Annotated in this window: 16 protein-coding genes; 8 read left to right on the top strand and 8 right to left on the bottom strand. The window is 61.8% G+C overall.

Annotated elements, in window-relative coordinates:
• Positions 1 to 3: 3 nt before the first annotated feature.
• Positions 4 to 936, bottom strand: a complete 933-nt coding sequence (locus ABIB44_RS02800) for a polysaccharide deacetylase family protein (RefSeq protein ID WP_354583100.1) — start codon at positions 934 to 936, stop codon at positions 4 to 6.
• A 136-nt stretch (positions 937 to 1,072) separates the two neighbouring features.
• Between ABIB44_RS02800 and dapA the strand changes: the two genes are divergently transcribed.
• Positions 1,073 to 1,957, top strand: coding sequence for a 4-hydroxy-tetrahydrodipicolinate synthase (gene dapA / locus ABIB44_RS02795; RefSeq protein ID WP_354583099.1), 885 nt, complete (start codon positions 1,073 to 1,075; stop codon positions 1,955 to 1,957).
• A gap of 138 nt (positions 1,958 to 2,095) precedes the next feature.
• Here the strand turns inward: dapA and ABIB44_RS02790 are convergent, their stop codons facing one another.
• Together ABIB44_RS02790 and ABIB44_RS02785 are read right to left on the bottom strand one after the other, a co-directional pair.
• Positions 2,096 to 2,842 carry a (Fe-S)-binding protein gene (locus tag ABIB44_RS02790; RefSeq protein WP_354583098.1) on the bottom strand — a complete coding sequence of 249 codons (747 nt, stop codon included), beginning with the start codon at positions 2,840 to 2,842 and terminating at the stop codon, positions 2,096 to 2,098.
• Between the two features lie 13 nt (positions 2,843 to 2,855).
• Positions 2,856 to 3,707: a hydroxymethylglutaryl-CoA lyase gene (locus ABIB44_RS02785; protein WP_354583097.1), complete on the bottom strand. Its 852-nt coding sequence runs from the start codon at positions 3,705 to 3,707 to the stop codon at positions 2,856 to 2,858.
• A gap of 215 nt (positions 3,708 to 3,922) precedes the next feature.
• Here ABIB44_RS02785 and ABIB44_RS02780 point away from each other — a divergent pair, with 215 nt between their 5' ends.
• From ABIB44_RS02780 to ABIB44_RS02765, 4 genes are all read left to right on the top strand, one after another.
• Positions 3,923 to 5,236 carry a peptidoglycan DD-metalloendopeptidase family protein gene (locus ABIB44_RS02780; protein WP_354583096.1) on the top strand — a complete coding sequence of 438 codons (1,314 nt, stop codon included), beginning with the start codon at positions 3,923 to 3,925 and terminating at the stop codon, positions 5,234 to 5,236.
• 117 nt (positions 5,237 to 5,353) lie between these two features.
• Positions 5,354 to 5,611, top strand: coding sequence for a hypothetical protein (locus tag ABIB44_RS02775; protein ID WP_354583095.1), 258 nt, complete (start codon positions 5,354 to 5,356; stop codon positions 5,609 to 5,611).
• On the top strand, positions 5,604 to 5,942 hold the full coding sequence (locus tag ABIB44_RS02770; RefSeq protein WP_354583094.1) for a hypothetical protein: 339 nt from the start codon (positions 5,604 to 5,606) through the stop codon (positions 5,940 to 5,942). Before ABIB44_RS02775 ends, ABIB44_RS02770 begins: the two co-directional genes overlap by 8 nt.
• A gap of 118 nt (positions 5,943 to 6,060) precedes the next feature.
• Positions 6,061 to 6,714, top strand: coding sequence for a cytochrome c oxidase subunit 3 (locus ABIB44_RS02765; protein ID WP_354583093.1), 654 nt, complete (start codon positions 6,061 to 6,063; stop codon positions 6,712 to 6,714).
• A gap of 52 nt (positions 6,715 to 6,766) precedes the next feature.
• Here ABIB44_RS02765 and ABIB44_RS02760 read toward each other — a convergent pair whose 3' ends face one another.
• Positions 6,767 to 9,037 (bottom strand): T9SS type B sorting domain-containing protein, encoded by a 2,271-nt coding sequence (locus tag ABIB44_RS02760; RefSeq protein ID WP_354583092.1) that lies wholly within the window; start codon positions 9,035 to 9,037, stop codon positions 6,767 to 6,769.
• A gap of 165 nt (positions 9,038 to 9,202) precedes the next feature.
• Between ABIB44_RS02760 and ABIB44_RS02755 the strand changes: the two genes are divergently transcribed.
• A complete protein-coding gene (locus tag ABIB44_RS02755; RefSeq protein ID WP_354583091.1) occupies positions 9,203 to 11,251 on the top strand; it encodes a M1 family metallopeptidase in 2,049 nt (682 codons plus the stop codon).
• 110 nt (positions 11,252 to 11,361) lie between these two features.
• On the opposite strand, the gene ABIB44_RS02750 is transcribed toward ABIB44_RS02755, so the two are convergent.
• From ABIB44_RS02750 to ABIB44_RS02740, 3 genes are all read right to left on the bottom strand, one after another.
• The gene (locus tag ABIB44_RS02750; protein WP_354583090.1) at positions 11,362 to 11,997 is read right to left on the bottom strand and encodes a hypothetical protein; all 636 of its coding nucleotides are present in this window, start codon (positions 11,995 to 11,997) and stop codon (positions 11,362 to 11,364) included.
• 173 nt (positions 11,998 to 12,170) lie between these two features.
• Positions 12,171 to 12,611 carry a DUF2147 domain-containing protein gene (locus ABIB44_RS02745; RefSeq protein ID WP_354583089.1) on the bottom strand — a complete coding sequence of 147 codons (441 nt, stop codon included), beginning with the start codon at positions 12,609 to 12,611 and terminating at the stop codon, positions 12,171 to 12,173.
• Between the two features lie 604 nt (positions 12,612 to 13,215).
• On the bottom strand, positions 13,216 to 14,082 hold the full coding sequence (locus ABIB44_RS02740) for an NlpC/P60 family protein (RefSeq protein WP_354583088.1): 867 nt from the start codon (positions 14,080 to 14,082) through the stop codon (positions 13,216 to 13,218).
• A 178-nt stretch (positions 14,083 to 14,260) separates the two neighbouring features.
• Between ABIB44_RS02740 and ABIB44_RS02735 the strand changes: the two genes are divergently transcribed.
• Entirely contained in the window at positions 14,261 to 16,081 is a 1,821-nt protein-coding gene (locus ABIB44_RS02735) for a M61 family metallopeptidase (protein ID WP_354583087.1), read from the top strand.
• A gap of 63 nt (positions 16,082 to 16,144) precedes the next feature.
• Positions 16,145 to 16,303, top strand: a complete 159-nt coding sequence (locus ABIB44_RS02730; protein ID WP_354583086.1) for a hypothetical protein — start codon at positions 16,145 to 16,147, stop codon at positions 16,301 to 16,303.
• Positions 16,304 to 16,433: 130 nt separating this feature from the next.
• Here ABIB44_RS02730 and ABIB44_RS02725 read toward each other — a convergent pair whose 3' ends face one another.
• On the bottom strand, positions 16,434 to 18,398 hold the full coding sequence (locus ABIB44_RS02725; protein ID WP_354583085.1) for a KUP/HAK/KT family potassium transporter: 1,965 nt from the start codon (positions 18,396 to 18,398) through the stop codon (positions 16,434 to 16,436).
• Positions 18,399 to 18,454 lie beyond the last annotated feature (56 nt).

The following is an 18,454-nucleotide window of genomic DNA, read 5'->3' as shown; positions in this document are numbered from 1 at the left end:
AGCCTAAAACGACTGCACGATGTTGTTGCGCAGCGTTTTGGGGCTCCAGTAGCCGCTGGCGATGATGCGGCGGATGGTGAAGAGCGGGTCCTGCTGGTCGCGCTTTTCGGCCAACGAGAAGGCGGCCACGAAGCCGCGCTTCTTCAGCTCGGGGAAGGCCTGCGGGTTCCAAAGGCCGAAGGGGTAGGCGAAGTAGTTGATTTTCTTGCCCGTGATATCCTCCAGCGTTTTGGTGGGCTTATCGATTTGGATTTCCCAGTCTTTGCCCTGGTATTTCTTCACGTTGTGGTGGTCCCAGGTGTGCGAGCCGATGACGTTGCCCTCGTCGGAAAGCTGCTTTACCATGTCCTTGGTCATGTAGTGGGGGCGGCCCAGACTCACGGTCATCACGAAGTACATGGCCTTGTAGCCGTACTGCGCCAGCGTGGGCCGGGCAATGGTGAACTGGTCGAGGTCGGTATCATCGAAGGTGAGCATGATGGGCTTGCTCGGCAGCTTTGCGCCGGTCGTCATGTAGGCATACAGCTGGTCGGGCGACACGGTGTGGTAGCCCGAGTCGGCCAGCATCTTCATCTGGGCCTTGAAGGCGGCGATGGGCACGATGTAATCCTTGGCTCCTTTGGAATCGCGGGCCGTCCAGTCCCGAATCTGGTGGTAGCAGAGGATGGGTACCTGCGGGCGGGCCAGGATGCCGGCCGCATCACCGGCTTTCCCGGCCGGGATGGTTTTGGGGTCGGGGCCGGGGGTGGCATTGGCTTCGTCGGTCGCGGTGGCCTGGGTGCCCGAGGTTTTAGCCACGGCCGGGTCGGTTACCAGCGAATCGGCCGCACCCACGGTGGCTTTGCTGGTGGCGGTTTCGCCGGTGGTGGCGGTTTTTGAGTCGCAGGCAGCCAGGCTCAGGGCGGCCAGCAGGAGGGAAGCAAGGGAAACTTTCATGGAAACGCACGAAGCCGGGCTTCGCAACCGGGGGGTGAAATGGGGGTGAATGCCGAAACCTGCAAATCTGCGCCGCCGAATAGCGAACCGACCTGCTACTTTTGCAGCCCACAAAACTAACGCCCAAACTCCCGGCATGCGCACTCCTGGTTCCCATCTTCCCGCATTTCATGGCACTGGTGTGGCCTTGGTCACGCCCTTCACCCCGGATTTGGCCGTGGACTACGGTGGCTGGCGGCACCTGCTCGATTTCTGCATCGAGGGCGGCGTAGAATACCTCGTCGTGAATGGCACCACCGGCGAATCGCCGACCACTACGGCCGCCGAAAAAGCCGAGCTGCTCCGCACCGCCGTCGCGCACGTAGCCGGCCGCGTGCCGCTGGTGTACGGCATCGGTGGCAACGATACTGTGGCGGCCGAAGAGCTATTCCGCACCACCGACCTGACTGGCGTGGCGGCTATTCTTTCGGCCAGCCCCGCCTACAACAAGCCCAGCCAGCCCGGCCTTATTGCCCACTACACCCACCTGGCCGATGCCAGCCCGCTGCCCATCATCCTCTACAACGTGCCCGGTCGCACGGCTTCCAATATCACCGCCGAAACCACGCTGCGGCTGGCCCGCCACCCCAACATTATCGGCATCAAGGAAGCCAGCGGCAACATGGAGCAGTGCCTGGCCATCGCCGCCAGCAAGCCCGAGGGATTTCTGCTGCTCTCGGGCGACGACCTGCTCACGCCCGCCCTCATCGCCTGCGGGGCCGAAGGCATTATTTCAGTAATGGCCAATGCCTTTCCCAAACGCTTTGCCGAGCTAACCCGCGCCGCGTTGGCCGGTGACTTTGCCACCGCCCGCGCCGGCCTTTTCAGCCTGCTGCCCCTCAACCCCATGATGTATGAGGAAAGCAACCCCGTGGGCGTGAAAGCTGCCCTCGAAGGATTGGGCGTGTGTGGAGCTGCCGTGCGCCTGCCCCTGCTCGAAGCCACCGAGGGGCTGAAGGACCGGATTCGGAAGGCGCTGTAAGGTTGTCCTGGTCCGACCGCCCTAGGCGGTCCGACCGGTCGTCGTCTGGTCCAACCAATGGTCACAATACCGAAGTCTTAACAACGACAACCGGTCGGACCGCCTAGGGCGGTCGGACCGGACCATAATGACGAACGCCTACCAGCCGCTGGCCAGCACATCGGCCACGTGCAGGCATTTGAGCGGCAGCTTTTCCTTTTTAATGTAGGAATCGAGGTGCATGAGGCAGCTCACGTCGGTGCTCACGAGGTAGTCGGCCCCGGTTTCGAGGGCGTGTTCCACCTTCTGCTGGGCCATGGCGACTGATATAGCCTCGAACTTCACGGCGAAGGTGCCACCGAAACCGCAACAGGTGCTGGTTTCGGCCATTTCGATGCGTTGCAGGCCCACCACGCCATCAAGCAGCTGGCGCGGGCCCGGGCCGATGCCGCACTCGCGCAGCGCCGAGCAGGAGTCGTGGTAGGTATAGGAGCCGGCCAGTTGCGCGCCCGGCACGGCCGTGATGCCCAGTACGCCCACCAAAAATTCAGTCAGCTCGTACACGCGGTCCTGCACGCCGCGGCAGGCGTTTTGCTGCGCGGGCGTTTCGGCAAACAAGTCGGTGTAGCTGTTGCGCACCATGCCCACGCATGAGGCCGACGGGCTCACGATGTAGCGTCGGGTATCGGCGGCCGGGGCGGCAAAGTCCTCCAGAAACTTGTTGGCTACGGCCCGCGCCGCCGGGTGGTAGCCGGCGTTGTAGGCTGGCTGCCCGCAGCAGGTCTGGCCGGGGTTGTAGTTCACGTCCACACCCAGGCGCTCCAGCACTTTCACCATGTTCAGGGCCGTGGTGGGGTAGAGTTGGTCGACGAAGCAAGGGATGAAGATGTCGACGGTAATAGGCATGGTAATAAAGAAGTTAATGGCTAGGGAAAACAGAATTGGCCATCGATTGGGCGTGGCCGAACGCAGCCATATCCAGCCCGGTTTCGACGTTCTGCTCGGCTAAATAAGCCAGCAGGTTTTCGGTGGCCATGTTGCCGGTTAGCTCATCGGCTGCCATCGGGCAGCCGCCAATGCCGCCAATCGCCCCGTCGAAGCGGTGGCAGCCGGCCCCGTAGGCGGCGCTCACTTTCTCGCGCCAGGTGGTGGGCGTGGTGTGCAGGTGTGCTCCGAATTCAATGGCGGGGAAAGCCGGAATCAAAGCCGAAAAAAGCGGACTAATAGTAGCCGCCGTGCTGGCCCCAATGGTGTCGGACAGCGCCACGATGCGCACGCCCAGCCGGGCTAGCTGTTCGGTGAAGTTGGTCACAATTTCCGGGCTCCAGGCGTCGCCGTAGGGGTTGCCGAAGCCCATCGACAGGTAGGCGACCAGCGTTTTGCCGCTGCGTTCGCACAGCTTGTGCATGGCGGCCACGTCGGCTAGGGCTTCGGCGGTGCTTTGGTTGGTGTTGCGCCGCTGGAAGGTTTCCGAAACCGACAGCGGAAAGCCCAGGTAGCTGATTTCGGGGTGCTGCACGGCCGTTTCGGCCCCGCGCCGGTTGGCCACGATGGCCAGTAGCTTGGTGCGGGTCTGGCTAAGGTCGAGGCCAGCCAGTACTTCGGCCGTGTCGCGCAGCTGCGGAATGGCCTTTGGCGATACGAACGAGCCAAAGTCCAGCGTATCAAAGCCTACGGCCAGCAGCGCGGCGAGGTAAGCCGTTTTGGTAGCCGTGGGGATAAATTCGGGGAGGCCCTGCATGGCATCACGCGGGCATTCGATGAGCTTCATATACGAAGGTGAGGATGGGCGGGAGTGGCCCGTAAAGGTAGGCCTGGGCCGAAGCCTTTGCTTCGCTATCCCGTCAGGACGAATAAAAGGGCGCGCTCCGGTGCGCATTGCCGCGCCGGGCTGCGCCTGCGAACTACACCGTGCTGCCCGGGGTTTAGCCCACTATGCCCTTATTCCCTTTCCCTACCGGACTCCGGCTGGTTTTCGGTCGGTTTTTGCCCGTTGCCAGCGCACTTCTTTTCTTGCTGGCCGGATGTAGCAAGCAGCAAACGCTCCAGGCCATTTTTCAAAAATCAACGCCGCACCAGGCCTACGCCCGGCAACTGGCCCAGGCGGGCCTCGACCGCCGCCCCGCCGGCCGCCGCTGGCTGGCCGCCGCCGCCCAGGCCCTGCGCGACTCGCTGGTGGTGCCGCTGCCCTTCGCCGAAACCGGCTATTTCCGGGCCGAGCTGCCTGCTGCCGCCAGCTACCGCTACGCCGTGCGCGCCGGCGAGCAGGTGCACGTCAGTCTCACGCTCGCCCCGGGAGCCAACGCCCACGTTTTCCTCGATGCCTTTGAAGCAGCTCCCGGCCAGGTTCCTACCCCGCTGGCCAGCGCCGATACCGTGGTGCTGGATTTTCGCTACCGGGCCGAAACGACCGGCCAGCACCTGCTGCGCGTGCAGCCCGAGCTGCTGGCCGCCGGCCGCTACACCTTGCGCGTAGCCCGTGAGCCCAGCCTGAGCGTGTTCCCGGTACGGGGCCGCAACGATGCCGCCGCCGGCAGCTTCTGGGGGGCCGACCGCGACGGGGGCACTCGCCGCCACGAGGGCATCGACATTTTTGCGCCGCGCGGTACGCCCGCTTTGGCTGCTGCCGACGGCTTCATCACCCGCACCGGCGAAACGCCCTTGGGTGGCCGCGTGGTGTGGCTGGCCGATGCCGCCCACGGCGAACACCTCTACTACGCTCATCTCGATAAGCAGCTGGTGAGCCCCGGCCAGCGCGTGCGCGCCGGCGATACCCTGGGCCTGGTGGGCAATACCGGCAACGCCCGCACTACGGCCCCGCACCTGCACTTCGGCATTTACCGCAGCGGGCAGGGTGCAGTCGACCCCTTACCGTTTGTGCAGCGCGGTGCCACCGCGCCCGCGCCGCCGGCCGGCCCCGACCGCCGGGGCGAGTTCGTACGCCTGCGATTGGCTACTGCATTGCGGCCCACCACGGCCAAGGTTACCAGCCGCCGCATGGAAACACTATCCAAGCAGATGCCCTTGCTGGTGCTGGGCCAGCAAGGCCTGGTGCTGCGCGTGCAAACGCCCGCCGGAGATATCGGCTACGTTGCTGCACTGGCTGTAATTGAAGCGGGGCGCGCGCCGTTGCGCCGGCTGCTGCTGCCTGCAATAGTTGAGTTGCGGGACCAGCCCACTGCCACTGCGCCGGCCCGCGTGGCGCTGGCTGCCCGCACGGCCGTGGCCGTACTGGGCGAAACTAATGGCTTCAGCCTGTTGCGCGGCCCGCGGGGGGAGCTTGGCTGGGCTACCATCTAACTTGAATGCAATGCTTCCGGCAACCCGCGCCGGAGCCTTGCGTTAGTTGGCGCAGGGCCGTACTTTGCGGCCGGGCCGTCTGCCGGCGGCCTATTTACCTCCCCCAATTTTGTCATCATGTCCGAAACTACTTCCCCCAACTGGGCCGACATGGCCGCCTCGCTGCTCGGCAAGCTCTCGGGCGGTGTGGAGCTCAGCTGCGCCTTCGACCAAATGGAGCTGCAAGTGCCCAACCCGCAGAACCCTAATGGGCCCGCTGCCACCTGGAAGCTGAACGGTTCACTCCGCATCCGCACGCGTGGCGAGCAGCCGGGCGCTGCTCCGGCCGCCCCGCAGCCTCAGTTGGCCGCCAGCCACCCCGAGCCCGGTGCCTAGCGCGCTCGAAATCGAGGCCCAGCTGGTCATCAACTGGAACGGACACGCGCTCCAGCTGGCGGCGGCTGGTACCTACCTCATTCTCAATATTCCGAGCCAAGAGGTTCTCGACCAGCTCACGGCCGGCCCGCCCAAGCCCCCCGGCGCGCCCAAAGCGCCCAAGCCCGCCGGCCCCGACCCGCTCCAGCAAATAAACGACTTGGCGCGCGGCCTGGGTTGGGTGCTCGACCTGCGCGTGGGCGGCAAAACCTACGTGACGTTCGGGGTGCAGCGCACGCCAAAAATCACGCTCAATGCCGTTCTGGGCAAAATAGGCTCCTTCTTTAAGTGAGTGTGAGGCAAGCTGCCCAGCACGGGCCCAGCCGCCCGTAACATTTGGGCAAAAATCGGCCGGACGCAACTAATTCCTGCTGGTGTAGTTTGTTAGCTACACCCTCGGCGCTGCCCCAATGAACCCCGATTCCGAACGCAATAACCAGATTGGAGCCCGCCGGCCGGCCTCCTCGTTTGGGCACATCGAGCGCCTGCCGCCGCTGCTGATGGCCGGCTACCTGGGCATGTTGGCCATTGCCATCATGTTCGCCATTCTGATTGCGGCCTACGTGCAGGCCCGCGTCAATAGCGGGGTGCCGACCGGGCTCTACGCGTTGCCACGCTATTTTTCACTCAGTACCATCGTGCTGCTCATCAGCAGCTACACCATGGCCCAGGCCCCGCGCCTATATGCCCAGGATGATTTGGCCAGTCTGGCGCGCTGCTTAGGGGCTACGTTGCTGCTGGGCTGCATCTTTTCTGGTTTGCAGCTGCTGGGCTGGCGCGAGCTATTGCAGAACGGTGTGGCCTTTCGGGGCGAGGGTAGCCGCAGCAGCGGGCAGTTCCTCTACCTTATTTCGGCGCTGCACGTGGCGCACCTGCTGGCTGGTATGCTGCTGCTGCTGGCCGTGCTGCTGCGCGTGGCCCACGCCGGCCGCGATGCCGTGCGTACGCTCGTCTACATTCGTAACCCCTACCATCAGCGGCATCTGCGCCTGCTGGGCACCTATTGGCACTTCATCGACGTGCTGTGGGTCCTGCTGTTCGCGGTGTTTCTGTTTATGTATTAGCGTTAGCCGGTCCGCCGGGCGCGATGCTTAATGGCTGGCCGGACTAGTGCGCTTAGGGCTTTATTTCGAGCCAGCCTTTGTAACGCCGGCCATCGGTGTAAGTCGCCAAATAATAGTACGTTCCCGCCTGGCCTTGGCCGGGCCAGCGGAAATTTCGGTCCGCGGATTCGAAAACCGACTGGCCCCAGCGCGAAAACACCTGAATGCGGGCAAAGCGGTTGTCGCAGAAATCGACGGGCAGCTCGGGCAACCGGAACTCATCGTTCTGCCCATCGGCGTTGGGGGTGATGACGTTATAGAGCGTGAGGACCGGTGAGGCCGGCGGTTCTACCTCAAACCGCACGACTTGGCGCTGGGGCAGCGGCCGGCAGGTCGCATCCAGCAATTGAAAGGTGACGTCGAGCGGGCGGTGCAGGTTTACCGCGCCGCAGCCCACGTCCCAGCGGAAAGTGCCGGCCGCGCTACCGGCCCCGTTGCGGGCCGTAAAGGTCATGCCCGCCTCGGCCAGGGTAAAATTATCACTGCTGGCAGTCAGCGTCAGGTTGTCGCGGTTGGCATCGGTACCCGTGAGCTCCAGGGTGAAGGAAGCGCCCAATTGCCGGCTCACCAGCGAAATTCCATCCGGGCCGGGGGCTGGGAGGGGGCCCGTGGTGCGCAGCACTGGTGCGGCATTGGCGTAGCGAACCACTACGGCCACCTTCAACACAGCGGTTTGCCGCAACCCGCAGGGGACAGAAGTTGCCGTGAACTGAAACACCCGCACCGAATCACCCGTCAGCACGCGGCAATCGACGGGCCAGCGAAACCGGGCCAGCTGCGGATTGGTTGGGCCGGCGGGCGTGAGGCTGGCCCCCAAGTCGGCCGGAACAAAGTTTTGCCCGGCCAGGTCCAGCTGCACACTCTGGTTGAAGGGGGCCGCCGCCTGCACATCGAAGCTCACCACGTCGCCCACGCGCACCACCAGCGGCTGCGCGGCCGGCGCGGTGCTGCTTATCGTGGGGGGGCCGCTGGGGAGCGGCAGGGCCACAAAAGCCAGGCGCACGGTGTCGCGTTTAGGCAGGCTGCAGCCGTCGTCGGCCACTATCACATCTACCTGCCACACCTGGCCGCGGCTATCGAGGCAGTCGGGAAAACACAGGGTGCTGCTGAGCGTATCGGGCTGGCCGGCCGCGTGTACAATGCCCGCGCTGGGAGTACTGAAAGCTGGCAGCAGCCCCCGGAAATTCACCGGCCGCACCGCCAGGCTGAGCCGGCTATTCAGGTCGGGGTCGGTGAAGCGCACGCGCACGCAGCGGTTGCTGCCTGGCCCCAGACGCAGGGTATCGCGGCCGGGCCGGTAGCGCACGGGCCCCGTGGCACCGGGCAGCACCACCGTCAGGCTCGGGCGGGCATTGGGCGGGCAGCTGAGCACCATCAATTGGAAGTCGCGCCGCACTTCTCCGATTTTTTCGCCCTGGCGAAACTCCGAGCAGCGTATACCAAAGGCGTATAGGCCCAGCGCGGCTGGCCGGGCGCTCAGGCGGCCCGTGCGCCGGTCGATGCGCAGGGTGGGGGTTCCGGGCAGGGGATTGGTGGCCCCCAGCCCGGTAACCCAGGCGATGGGCGCGTACGGCGCGGCCGTGGCCGTGGGCCGGGGTACGTTGATGCTGGCATGCCCGTTGAGGGGGGTTGCCAGCTCGTACACTAATGAGTCGCCATCGGGGTCGGTACCGCCAAAGTCAAAATAAAATGGCTCGCCGAGGCAGGCGTAGTCCGAAAGGGCGGGGAACATTCGGGGCGTCGAATCAACAAAAGGCTGGCCGCTGCGCACCACCGCCGGAAACTCCAGGTAAAAGGCCTGGGCCGCGTTACCCGGGTTCACGATGTTGGCAATTGAGAGGTTGCGGCAGCATTGCTCCACGGCCACGTAGTAGCCCTGCGGGGCGCTGTAAGTGCCAGTGGGCAGGATAACTTCTTTGCTGTACACCAGCTTGCGCGTGCTGAGCGTGGGCCGGGCACAAAGCGGGTTGCTGTAGTTGACGAAGGTGTTTTCGACGATGGGCAAGGCCAGGTCCTGCATCCGGCCGTTGGTGGCTTTATCGAAAATACTGGCCGTCACGCTGCCTGCAATTAAGTCGGCCGTCCCGTTCACGGCATCGAAATACAGGTTTAGAGTAAGGACATACGATTGGCCGGTGGTGTGCGTTAGTTCCAGCTCGCCGCCCACGATGTGCGAGGCCCGGGCCCGCCCCGCCAGCAGCAACAGGCCACAAAGCAGCAACCAGGCGGCGCGGCTTCGGCCCGGTAGGCGGCGGGGCAACCAGGAATAACGGAAAAAGCGCATTCAATCTATATTATGCCGAAATATACTGCTGCGTCAGGCTTCTGCGGCTGGGCGGCGGGCGGGCCCGGTGCCGGACACGGGCCGGGTAGCGCGGCCATTCGCTATTTTTGCTCGGGCCCACCCACCAGCCCCGGGGTTTGGCCTTCATCATTGCTTTTGCTATCCATGAAAATTCGCCCTTTCGCGTTTTTGTTTTGCATGCTACTTGCGGGCTCGGGCCAGCACCTGCGTGCCCAATCCGGCACCCGTTCGCTCAAGCCCGAAGACCTCGAAGGCGGCTATACCTGCGCGGCTGGCCGCGTGGCTACCGCGCTGCGCACCACGACGGCTTCGGTAAGGCACCGCGCCAAGATGGAGCGCTATGACGTGAAGTACTACAAGCTGGACCTGGCGCTGGAAAATACCTCGCTCAACATTGCCGGCTCGGTGTGGATGCGGGTGCGGGTGGGCACCGTGGCGCTCGACTCGCTGGCGTTTGAGCTGTACCAGGGACCAGCCGGCGCGGCCACGCTGCTCATCGACTCGGTGGTGGTGAACGGGCGGCGCTCGCCCGGCATCCGGCGCGTGGGCAACGACGCGACGGCCGCCCTGCCCCAGGCTGCCGCTGCCGGCTCGCTCACCGATGCCCGGATTTACTACCATGGCACGGCTCCCAGCGGCAACTCGGCCGCCATCGGCAATGGGTTCAACAACCGGAATCAAGTGCGCGTGAATGGGGTTTTGCAGCCTTATAACGTTACCTGGAGCCTGTCGGAGCCCTTTGCCGCCCACGAGTGGTTTCCGTGCAAGCAGGTGCTCACCGATAAAGCCGACTCCAGCGACGTGTGGGTGACTACCACGCTGCCTAATAAAGTGGGCTCCAACGGGTTGCTGGCGCGCACGGTGCCACTGCCCGGCAACAAAGTGCGCTACGAATGGAAATCGCGCCACCCCATCGACTACTACCTTATTTCGGTGGCCGTAGCCCCTTACCTCGAAACCGTGACCTATGCCCACCCTGCGGGCGGCCCCACGGTGCCCATCGTGGATTACGTGTATAATCAGAACACCCTCAACTTTTATCAGGACGAGATTGCCCGCACGGCCGGCTTTATCGAGAACTATTCGAATCTGGCCGGCCTCTATCCGTTTGCCGACGAAAAGTACGGCCACAGCATGGCCCCGCTCGGCGGCGGTATGGAGCACCAGACCATGACCACGCAAGATGGGTTCACGTTCACGCTCACCGCCCACGAGCTGTTTCACCAGTGGTTCGGCGACAATGTTACCTGCGCCAGCTGGGAGGATATTTGGCTGAACGAAGGCTTCGCCTCCTACGGCGAGTACCTCTCGCTGCAAGCCCTGGCTACCCCCGCCGATGCCCGCAACTGGATGAACAATGCGCATGAATACGCCCAGCGCAGCTCCGGGACGGTTTACGTGGCCGACACCACCAACGTGCGTCGCATTTTCGACTACTACCTCAGCTACAAAAAGGGCGCGGCCGTCATCCACATGCTGCGCTATTTGCTGAACGACGACACCAAATTCTTCCGCGCCCTGCGCACCTACCAGAGCCAGTATCGCGGCAGCACGGCCCGCACCGCCGATTTGCAGCGCGTGTTCGAAGCCGAAGCCGGCCGGCCGCTCGGTTACTTTTTTGAGCAGTGGTTTCGGGGCCAGGGCTACCCCACCTTCGATGGCCGCTGGAACCAGGTGGGCGGCAGCGTGGTGCTGCGCGTAACCGAAACGGCCTCGGTGCCCGCCGTCACGCCTTTCTTCGATACCGACGTGGACTACCGTCTCACCTTTGCCAACGGCACCACCCAAACCGTGCGCCTACACCAGGGCCAGCCCGTGCAAACTTTTCAGTTTGCCGCCAGCGGCACCATCGTCAGCATTGCCGTTGACCCCGACCAGTGGGTACTCGACCTGCCCGCGCCCGCTCCGGTGCGCGACAATGGCCTCGCCCTTGCCACCCACACGGCCGGCAACCTTGCACCCCTCTCGCTCTTCCCCGTTCCGTGCCATGCCGTGCTGAACCTGGCCGCCCTGCCCGCGCCCACCGTGCGCGGCGAAGTCGTGGATGCCACCGGGCGGGTTGTGCTTCGCCAGGAGCTGCGTGCGGCTCAGCCCCAGCTAGTTACCAACGCCCTGGCCCCGGGCCTATACTACCTGCGCCTGCTTGGGCCGGCCGGCGAGCTGCTGGGCCGGGGCCAGTTTGTGCGCGAGTAGGGTTTGGTAATTGGCAAAAGCAAAGCGCCAGGCTCCGTAGGGGCCTGGCGCTTTGCTTTGTAAAAAGCTCCGCATGAGTTTCAAGCGGGCTCGCTGAATAACTTCTCCGGTTAGAACCGCTGGTAATATTCCGGAATCAGCGCCTGCGTTTCTGGGGTGGGCGGCGGGGCGGCTAGTAAATCGCGCAACAGCTCTTCGACCGAAGCGGCGGGCGTAAAACCCGGCTGAAGGACTGCATTGCTGGCTACGCGAATGAACAGGGGCTCTCCATTCACCGCCACCAAGTCGATGGTGACCAGGCCAAAGCGCTGGTTGCAGTCGCCGGTGTCCGGGCAGTCGGTAGGGTCGGGCTTGAACAGTTGCTTGAGCGTGGTTTCGGCCAAGTGCTGGTTGCGCTGGGTGCACTGGTCGGCACAGGCGCGGTGGTATCCCATGCTCAGCATCCGTTCGCCCAGGTGCTCGTAGAAGTGGCGAAAGTTGCCGGGCCCGATGCTGGTATGGTACAAGAACAAGGCTCCTTCGCGGCCAACCTCGTGCAGGGGCTGCACCTGGAAGCTGCGCCGGCCCCCGGCCCCGACTTTGTGCAGGTGATAGGCCTTGTAGTAGGGTTCGAGCCAGTTTAGAAACACATGCTGCTCGACCCAGCGGGCGTGGCGGCGGGCCTGCGCCGGGGTGAGCACCACAGCATGCCAAGCCGCTGGGGCGGCGGCTTGCGGACGAAATAATTTCTGGATGAAATTGAACAAGGCAGCGAAACTTAATGAACTCAAAACACGGGTCCCGGCAAATAGTTTAGGCGACCGGGCGGCTGGATGGTCCTCAGGGCCGTTTTCTGAGTGCGCGAAAGGCTGAAATCAGGCTATAAAAAAAGGCCGGCTCCCCGCGGGAAGCCGGCCTTAAAAAGTAAATGAGCTAGGGCTTATTTCACCCGCGTCCAGGTCTGCGACTTACCGATGAGCGAGAAGCCAATGTAGCCTTTCACTTCCATCGTGTTCTGGCTTTCCATTTTCATGTAGCACGAGTAGGTTTTGCCGGTTTTGGGGTCGTAGATTTTGCCGTCGTCCCACTTGTTATCGCTGTCGTACTTGAAGCCTTGCATAAATACTAAGCCTAGGCGTGGGCGGCTGCGCAGCTTGGGGTCGGGGTTCTCCGTGTCGGTTTTGGGCTTACCAGTTTTGGGGTCGTTGGGCACGGTCAGGCTCACGATTTTACCGCACAGCTTGTCGCCGCACTTATAAATTTCAAACGTGGCTTCCTTCTCAGCATTGGTCCATACGCCCAATGGCGACATGGTTTGGGCCGAGGCCATGCGGGAAACGCCCAACACGAGAAGGACAAGGAGGAGCAGGGTTTTTTTCATTTCAAGATGAAGATTGAGTGGGTTTTCGGAGAAAAGATAAGGGAAAATTCCTGTCGCGCACCAGCTAAGGCATTTTTATGAGTGATTGCAAGTTTACGGCCAGATTTCAATTCGACCCCTCAAGCCAGCTAATATCTTTTGCAACGCAAAAAAACAGGTCTGATAATCAGGGCTAAAACCACTAAAAACCGGGTTTTGCCAGAAAAAAGCCCTATAAGCTTTGAACCTTAGCCCCGGCTATTAACTTTACCGCTCAGTAGTGAGTGCTACGACCTCGCTCAAGCAGCCCTAAGGTACTGGGCCGCGCGAGCGGAGGAAATGTCGAACGTAAAGAAAGGAGGTACAAAATGTCTAGTAGTCCCAACCAAATCCTGCCAAGCCTGTCGAATGTCGTACGCTTCACCGCAGTACGCGCCTAACAACAGCTTCGTGGGGTAGCTCCTAAGGCTGCCCACATTCGGCCAGGTCTTATCCGAAAGACGCCGGAACTGCACCCCAGTTTCGCCGCTTGGTAAGATTTGAAGGATTAGATGCCCGGTTTGCCCAGTCGCCCTTCAGTGGGACGGCAAAGGCAAGCCGGGCATCGCTGCGTTTGGGCGGGCCGCTAGTGGGCAGCAGTGCGCGATTTCGTCGTCGTGGCTTTCTTCAAATTGGCTGCCCGGGGCTTTACGGCCGATTTCACGGCTGCGCTGGTAGCTGGCCTGGCACTGGCTTTTCGCGGCTTACGCGCTATTGCAGTTGGCTTGCGCACTGCCACCTTTTTATGGGCCACCACGGGATGGGGCACGGCGCGCTTCGGCAGCGTATGGGGCAACGGCACCAAAGCAGGATGCTCCTCCACCGCCACGGGGCGAGCGGCCAGCACCGCCACCGGAACTGCGGCCCGCGTGCTAGCGGCCGGCGTAGCACCAGGTACTTTGGCCCGTGCCGTATTCACCAATCCCGTACCCGGCCCAAGTACCCGGCGCACCTGCATAAAGCGCCGCTCGTAATCGGACCCTTCCACCTGGCTCACTTTCACGAAGGGTTCGCGGCGCGAGGAGGAGGCGTGCACGAATCGGAGCGGCAACTCGCCCCGGCGTGAGATTACAATACCCGCGTGGCCGGGTGTGGTGCTGGCTTTATCAGTACCGGTGAAGACGACAATGTCGCCGGGCTGGGCTTCGGTACGGGTCACGGGCCGACCTACGTCGATAAGCAGGGAGGTGGAGTGCGGGATGGCCACCCCGAAATGCGCGAATGTGTACATGATAAACCCCGAGCAGTCGAACCCCGTGAGGGGCGAAATGCCCGCCCATACGTAGGGCGTGCCGCGCTGCGCCAGGCCGAAGGCCACGATGCTATCGGCCCTGACGAGGTCGGCACGAGCGGAGGGGCCGAGCCCGACGGGGGAGTAGGTCACCTCCTGCCTGGCTGGCGTGCCACCGGGCACCGGTGGCACGTCACGGTGGCTCAGACGAGGTAAAACCACCAGCATTGCTATTAACAACCCCCCAAAAATCATCCAGACAAACCTCATATTCCTGAAAAAAACATACAAGTGGCCGGGTAAGCGCCACGCTAGCTCCTAACGGGGCCGGGCGGTGCTAGGTTAGAGACAACCCAGTGGCCTTACTTTGTGCCCTTGCTAGTCCCTCAACTAATTCAGAATGCCTAAAAATCCCACTGCCGCGCTTCGCGCTTTCGCCCTGGCCGGGCTGCTGACTTTTCAATTGGGAGCCGCCACAGCCGCCCCAAGCCCACTGGCTGCCGTGCCGACGCTGCGCTACACGCTGGCGATGCCGCTGCCCCAGTCGCACTATTTTGACGTGAAGATGGAGTTGGGCGGCTTTGGGGCCGACTACACCGACCTGAAAATGCCCGTGTGGGCTCCGGGCTCTTACTTGGTGCGCGAGTATTCGAAGAACGTGGAGGGATTTGAGGCCCGCACCGCCGCCGGCCAGCCGCTGGCCTTCGAAAAACTAAATAAGAATACCTGGCGGGTTAAGCACCCCAAGCAGGGCGGTTTCCGGGTAAGCTACCGGGTGTATGCCTTCGAGTTGAGCGTGCGCACTTCATTTATCGATGCCGACCACGGCTACCTCAATGGCAGCAGCATTTTTATGTATGCGGCCGATAACAAGATGCTGCCCAGCACCGTCGTGGTGCAACCTGCCGCGGGCTGGAACCAGGTGAGCACGGCCCTGCGCCCCGGCCCGGGCAAGTTTACCTACAAGGCCGCGAGCTACGACGAGCTGGCCGATTCGCCGATGGAAATCGGCAACCAGAAAATCCTCGAATTCACGGCCAACGGCACGCCGCATCAGGTGGCGATGTACGGCCAGTACACCGGCGACGATGCCAAAATCGTGGCCGATATGAAGCGCGTGTGTGAAGAAGCGCACCGCGTGGTGGGCCAGAACCCGCTCGACCACTACCTGTTTATCGTGCACAACCTGGAGCGCGGCGGCGGTGGTCTGGAACACCTCTACTCGACCACCCTCGAAGTGGGCCGCACCGCCTACAGTACCGACGCCGGCAACAAGTCGTTCCTGGGCCTGGTGGCGCACGAGTACTTCCACCTCTGGAACGTGAAGCGCATTCGGCCGATGGCGCTGGGGCCATTCAACTACGACCAGGAAAACTACACCCACATGCTGTGGGTGAGCGAGGGCATGACCGAATATTACTCGAAGCAGATTCTGGCGCGTGCCGGCGTGCTGACGAAGGAGGAATACCTGGGCCGCCTCGGCAACGCCATTACGGAAGTGGAGAACACCCCCGGCAACCGCATTCAGTCGGCCGCCGAGTCGAGTTTTGATGCCTGGATTAAGTATTACCGGCCCAACGAGAATTCAAACAACACCCAAATCAGCTATTATTCGAAGGGCGACCTTATTGGCACCTGGCTCGATTTGAATATTGCCTACGCCACTCAGGGCAAGAAGCATCTCGACGACGTTTTCCGTCTGCTGTACGACACGTATTATCTGAAGGCCAAGCGTGGCTTCACCGACCAGGAGTTTCAGGATGCCGTGGCTACCGTGGCCGGTCGCCGCTACGACAGCTTCTTTCAAAACAGCGTGTATGGCACCCAACCCATCGATTTTACTGCCCCGCTGGGCTATGCCGGTCTCAATCTCACGGCCACGCCGGCTACGCAGGGCACGCTGGGCGCAGCGTTCTCGAACCGGACCGGCAAGCTGCTCGTAGCCGCCGTAGAGCGCGACGGGGCTGCCTGGACCACCGGCCTGAGTGCCACCGACGAGGTCGTGCTCATCAACGGAGCCGCGCCCAGCGAGGAAACCGTGAAGGCCCTGGCCGGTGGCCCCGTGGGCAGCGAAGTAACCCTGCAAGTGCGCCGCGACGGCCTCCTGCGCGACATCAAGCTGAAGTTGCTGGCCGATACCGACCGCAAATTCACCATTCAGCCAGTGGCCAGCCCCACACCCGCCCAACAGGCCGTGCTGGCTCGGTGGCTGGGGAAATAACAATTCGGGGTGGCGCAGCTTTTACGTCAGTATATATATAACTGATTAATTGCGCACAACCTCATGCTGGCCGCCCTTTTCTGGTTCGCGTACATGTTTTGCATCGGCTATTTTGCCCTGAGGCTGCTACGGGAAACCGATTCCGAGAAGAAGCATTTGATGATGTTGCTGGCCGTCGTGGCTGCCGTCATCTACGTGGCCTACCGATTAGCCACCCGTTGATTGGGCGACACCGGACGACCCGCTTCGCTACTCTATCCATCAAAAAAAGGCCCTCTGCGAATAGCAGGGGGCCTTGTTGTTTTAATCGTTCGGGTGCTCAAGTCCGTCGATTTAGTTGAAATCTGGGGACTTACTTAATTCGCTTCAGCGCTACTTCGCGCACGGGCGTAATCACCAGCGGCACCTTCTCCACTTTCACCGAGGAGGTGTCGAGGCCGAAGTACTGGTCTTCGGAGGCGATAAACTGGCGGATGTAGAAGTAAGCCTGCATCACGAGCTTCTCCTGAGTGGGGAAGTCGTTTTCGACTGAGAGGAATTTTTCCAAGACTACGAAGCGGAAATCGCCGGTGACGTGCTGCTTATTCAGCGACTCGTAGCGCGAGGTGATGTCCACTTCCTTGTTGCGCACCAGGTCCTCAATTACCTTGCGGAAGTAGAGATTGATGCGCTGCTGCACCCGGAAACCGAGGCGGAAATTGATGCGGAATACATCGTCCTTGGCCACTTCGGTTACTTTATACTCCATGGTATAAGGCTCATCAGTCGTATCAACGTGGATGAACCAGTAGATGTCGGCCCGCTTGGGGCGCTTCTGAAAGATGGAGTAAATGATTTTCTGCTCAATCTCGGAGTTGCGCTCGGCTGAGGTGAGGAACACCAGGTGGGTTGAGTATTTCGGGATAGACTCGTCGTCGCTCAGTTGTTTGAGGGCATCGACATAGGGCTCCAGCTTCACGAATTCCGTAAGGCGACGCTTGATGTAGTAAGCCTTCAGCCACACGTACATCACAGCCATGAGCGTGCCGCCGATGGCCAGCGATACCCAACCGCCGTGCGGAAACTTAATCATGTTAGCAACCAAGAACGAGCCCTCGATGATGCCGTACACGACCGCAAATAGAATAATAAGCGGCGTGGCCACCTTCTTCGCCTTCAGCCAGACGGTGAGCAGAATGGTGGTCATCAGCATGGTGAGCGTGATGGCCAGGCCATAAGCGGCTTCCATGTTGGTCGACTCGCGGAAGTAGAGCACCACCCCAATGCAACCCAGCAGCAGCAGCCGGTTCATGCTGGGCACGAAGAGCTGGCCCTTCACATCGGTGGGGTAGTTGAGTTTCACTTTGGGCCACATATTCAGGCGGATGGCCTCCGCTACCAGCGTAAACGAGCCCGTGATGAGAGCCTGCGAGGCAATAATGGCCGCGATGGTGGCGATGCTGATACCGATGAGCAGGAACCACTGCGGCATCAAGGCATAGAACGGATTTTTGCCATTCAGCATCTGGCCCTGGTGAGCGAGCAGCCACGCGCCCTGGCCCAAGTAGTTGAGCAGCAGCGCAGATTTAACGAAAGTCCAGCTGATGCGGATATTGCCTTTGCCGCAGTGGCCCAGGTCGGAATATAGCGCCTCGGCCCCGGTCGTGCACAGAAACACCGAGCCCAGCAGCCAGAAGCCGCCGGGGTAATGCACCAGCAGGTCGTAGGCGTAGTAGGGGTTAAAGGCTTTCAAAATGACCGGGTTCTGGATAATCCAGCTTGCGCCCAGCACGCCCAACATGGTGAACCACAGAAACATAATCGGCCCGAAGGCCTTGCCCACAATCTGAGTGCCAAAGCTTTGGAGTAGAAATAGCCCCGCGATAATACCGATAACGATGTAAACAACAACATCCTGCGTGAGCGTCGGAAATACGTTCTTTAGTCCTTCGACCGCCGACGATACCGAAATGGGCGGCGTAATCACGCCATCGGCCAGCAGGGCCGAACCACCGATGATGGCCACGGCCGAGAGCCAGGTGCCGCGCCGCCGTACCAGGGCATAAAGCGAAAAAATGCCGCCTTCGCCATTGTTGTCCGCATTCAGAGTGAGCAGCACATACTTGACGGTGGTTTGCAGCGTCAGGGTCCAGATAACGCAGGAGATGCCACCCAGTACCAATTGCGCGTCAATTAAATCGGGTACCCGCCCGCTTTTTAGGATGGACGACATCACGTAGAGCGGCGAGGTGCCGATATCGCCGTAGATAATGCCCAGGGCAATCAGCAGCCCCGCCCCGGAAATGGCGGTATGCGAATGTTTCGAATCAGAACTCATGAGGTAAAAGTCAGGTATCGGGAGTGGCAGGGGCGGTTAGTGGTTTACGGGGCGCG

Origin of the sequence: Hymenobacter sp. UYCo722 (genome assembly GCF_040547115.1) — a bacterium.
GTDB lineage: Bacteria > Bacteroidota > Bacteroidia > Cytophagales > Hymenobacteraceae > Hymenobacter.
The sequence above is the reverse complement of the archived record's forward strand: the minus strand, read 5'-3'. Positions and strand labels throughout refer to the sequence as shown.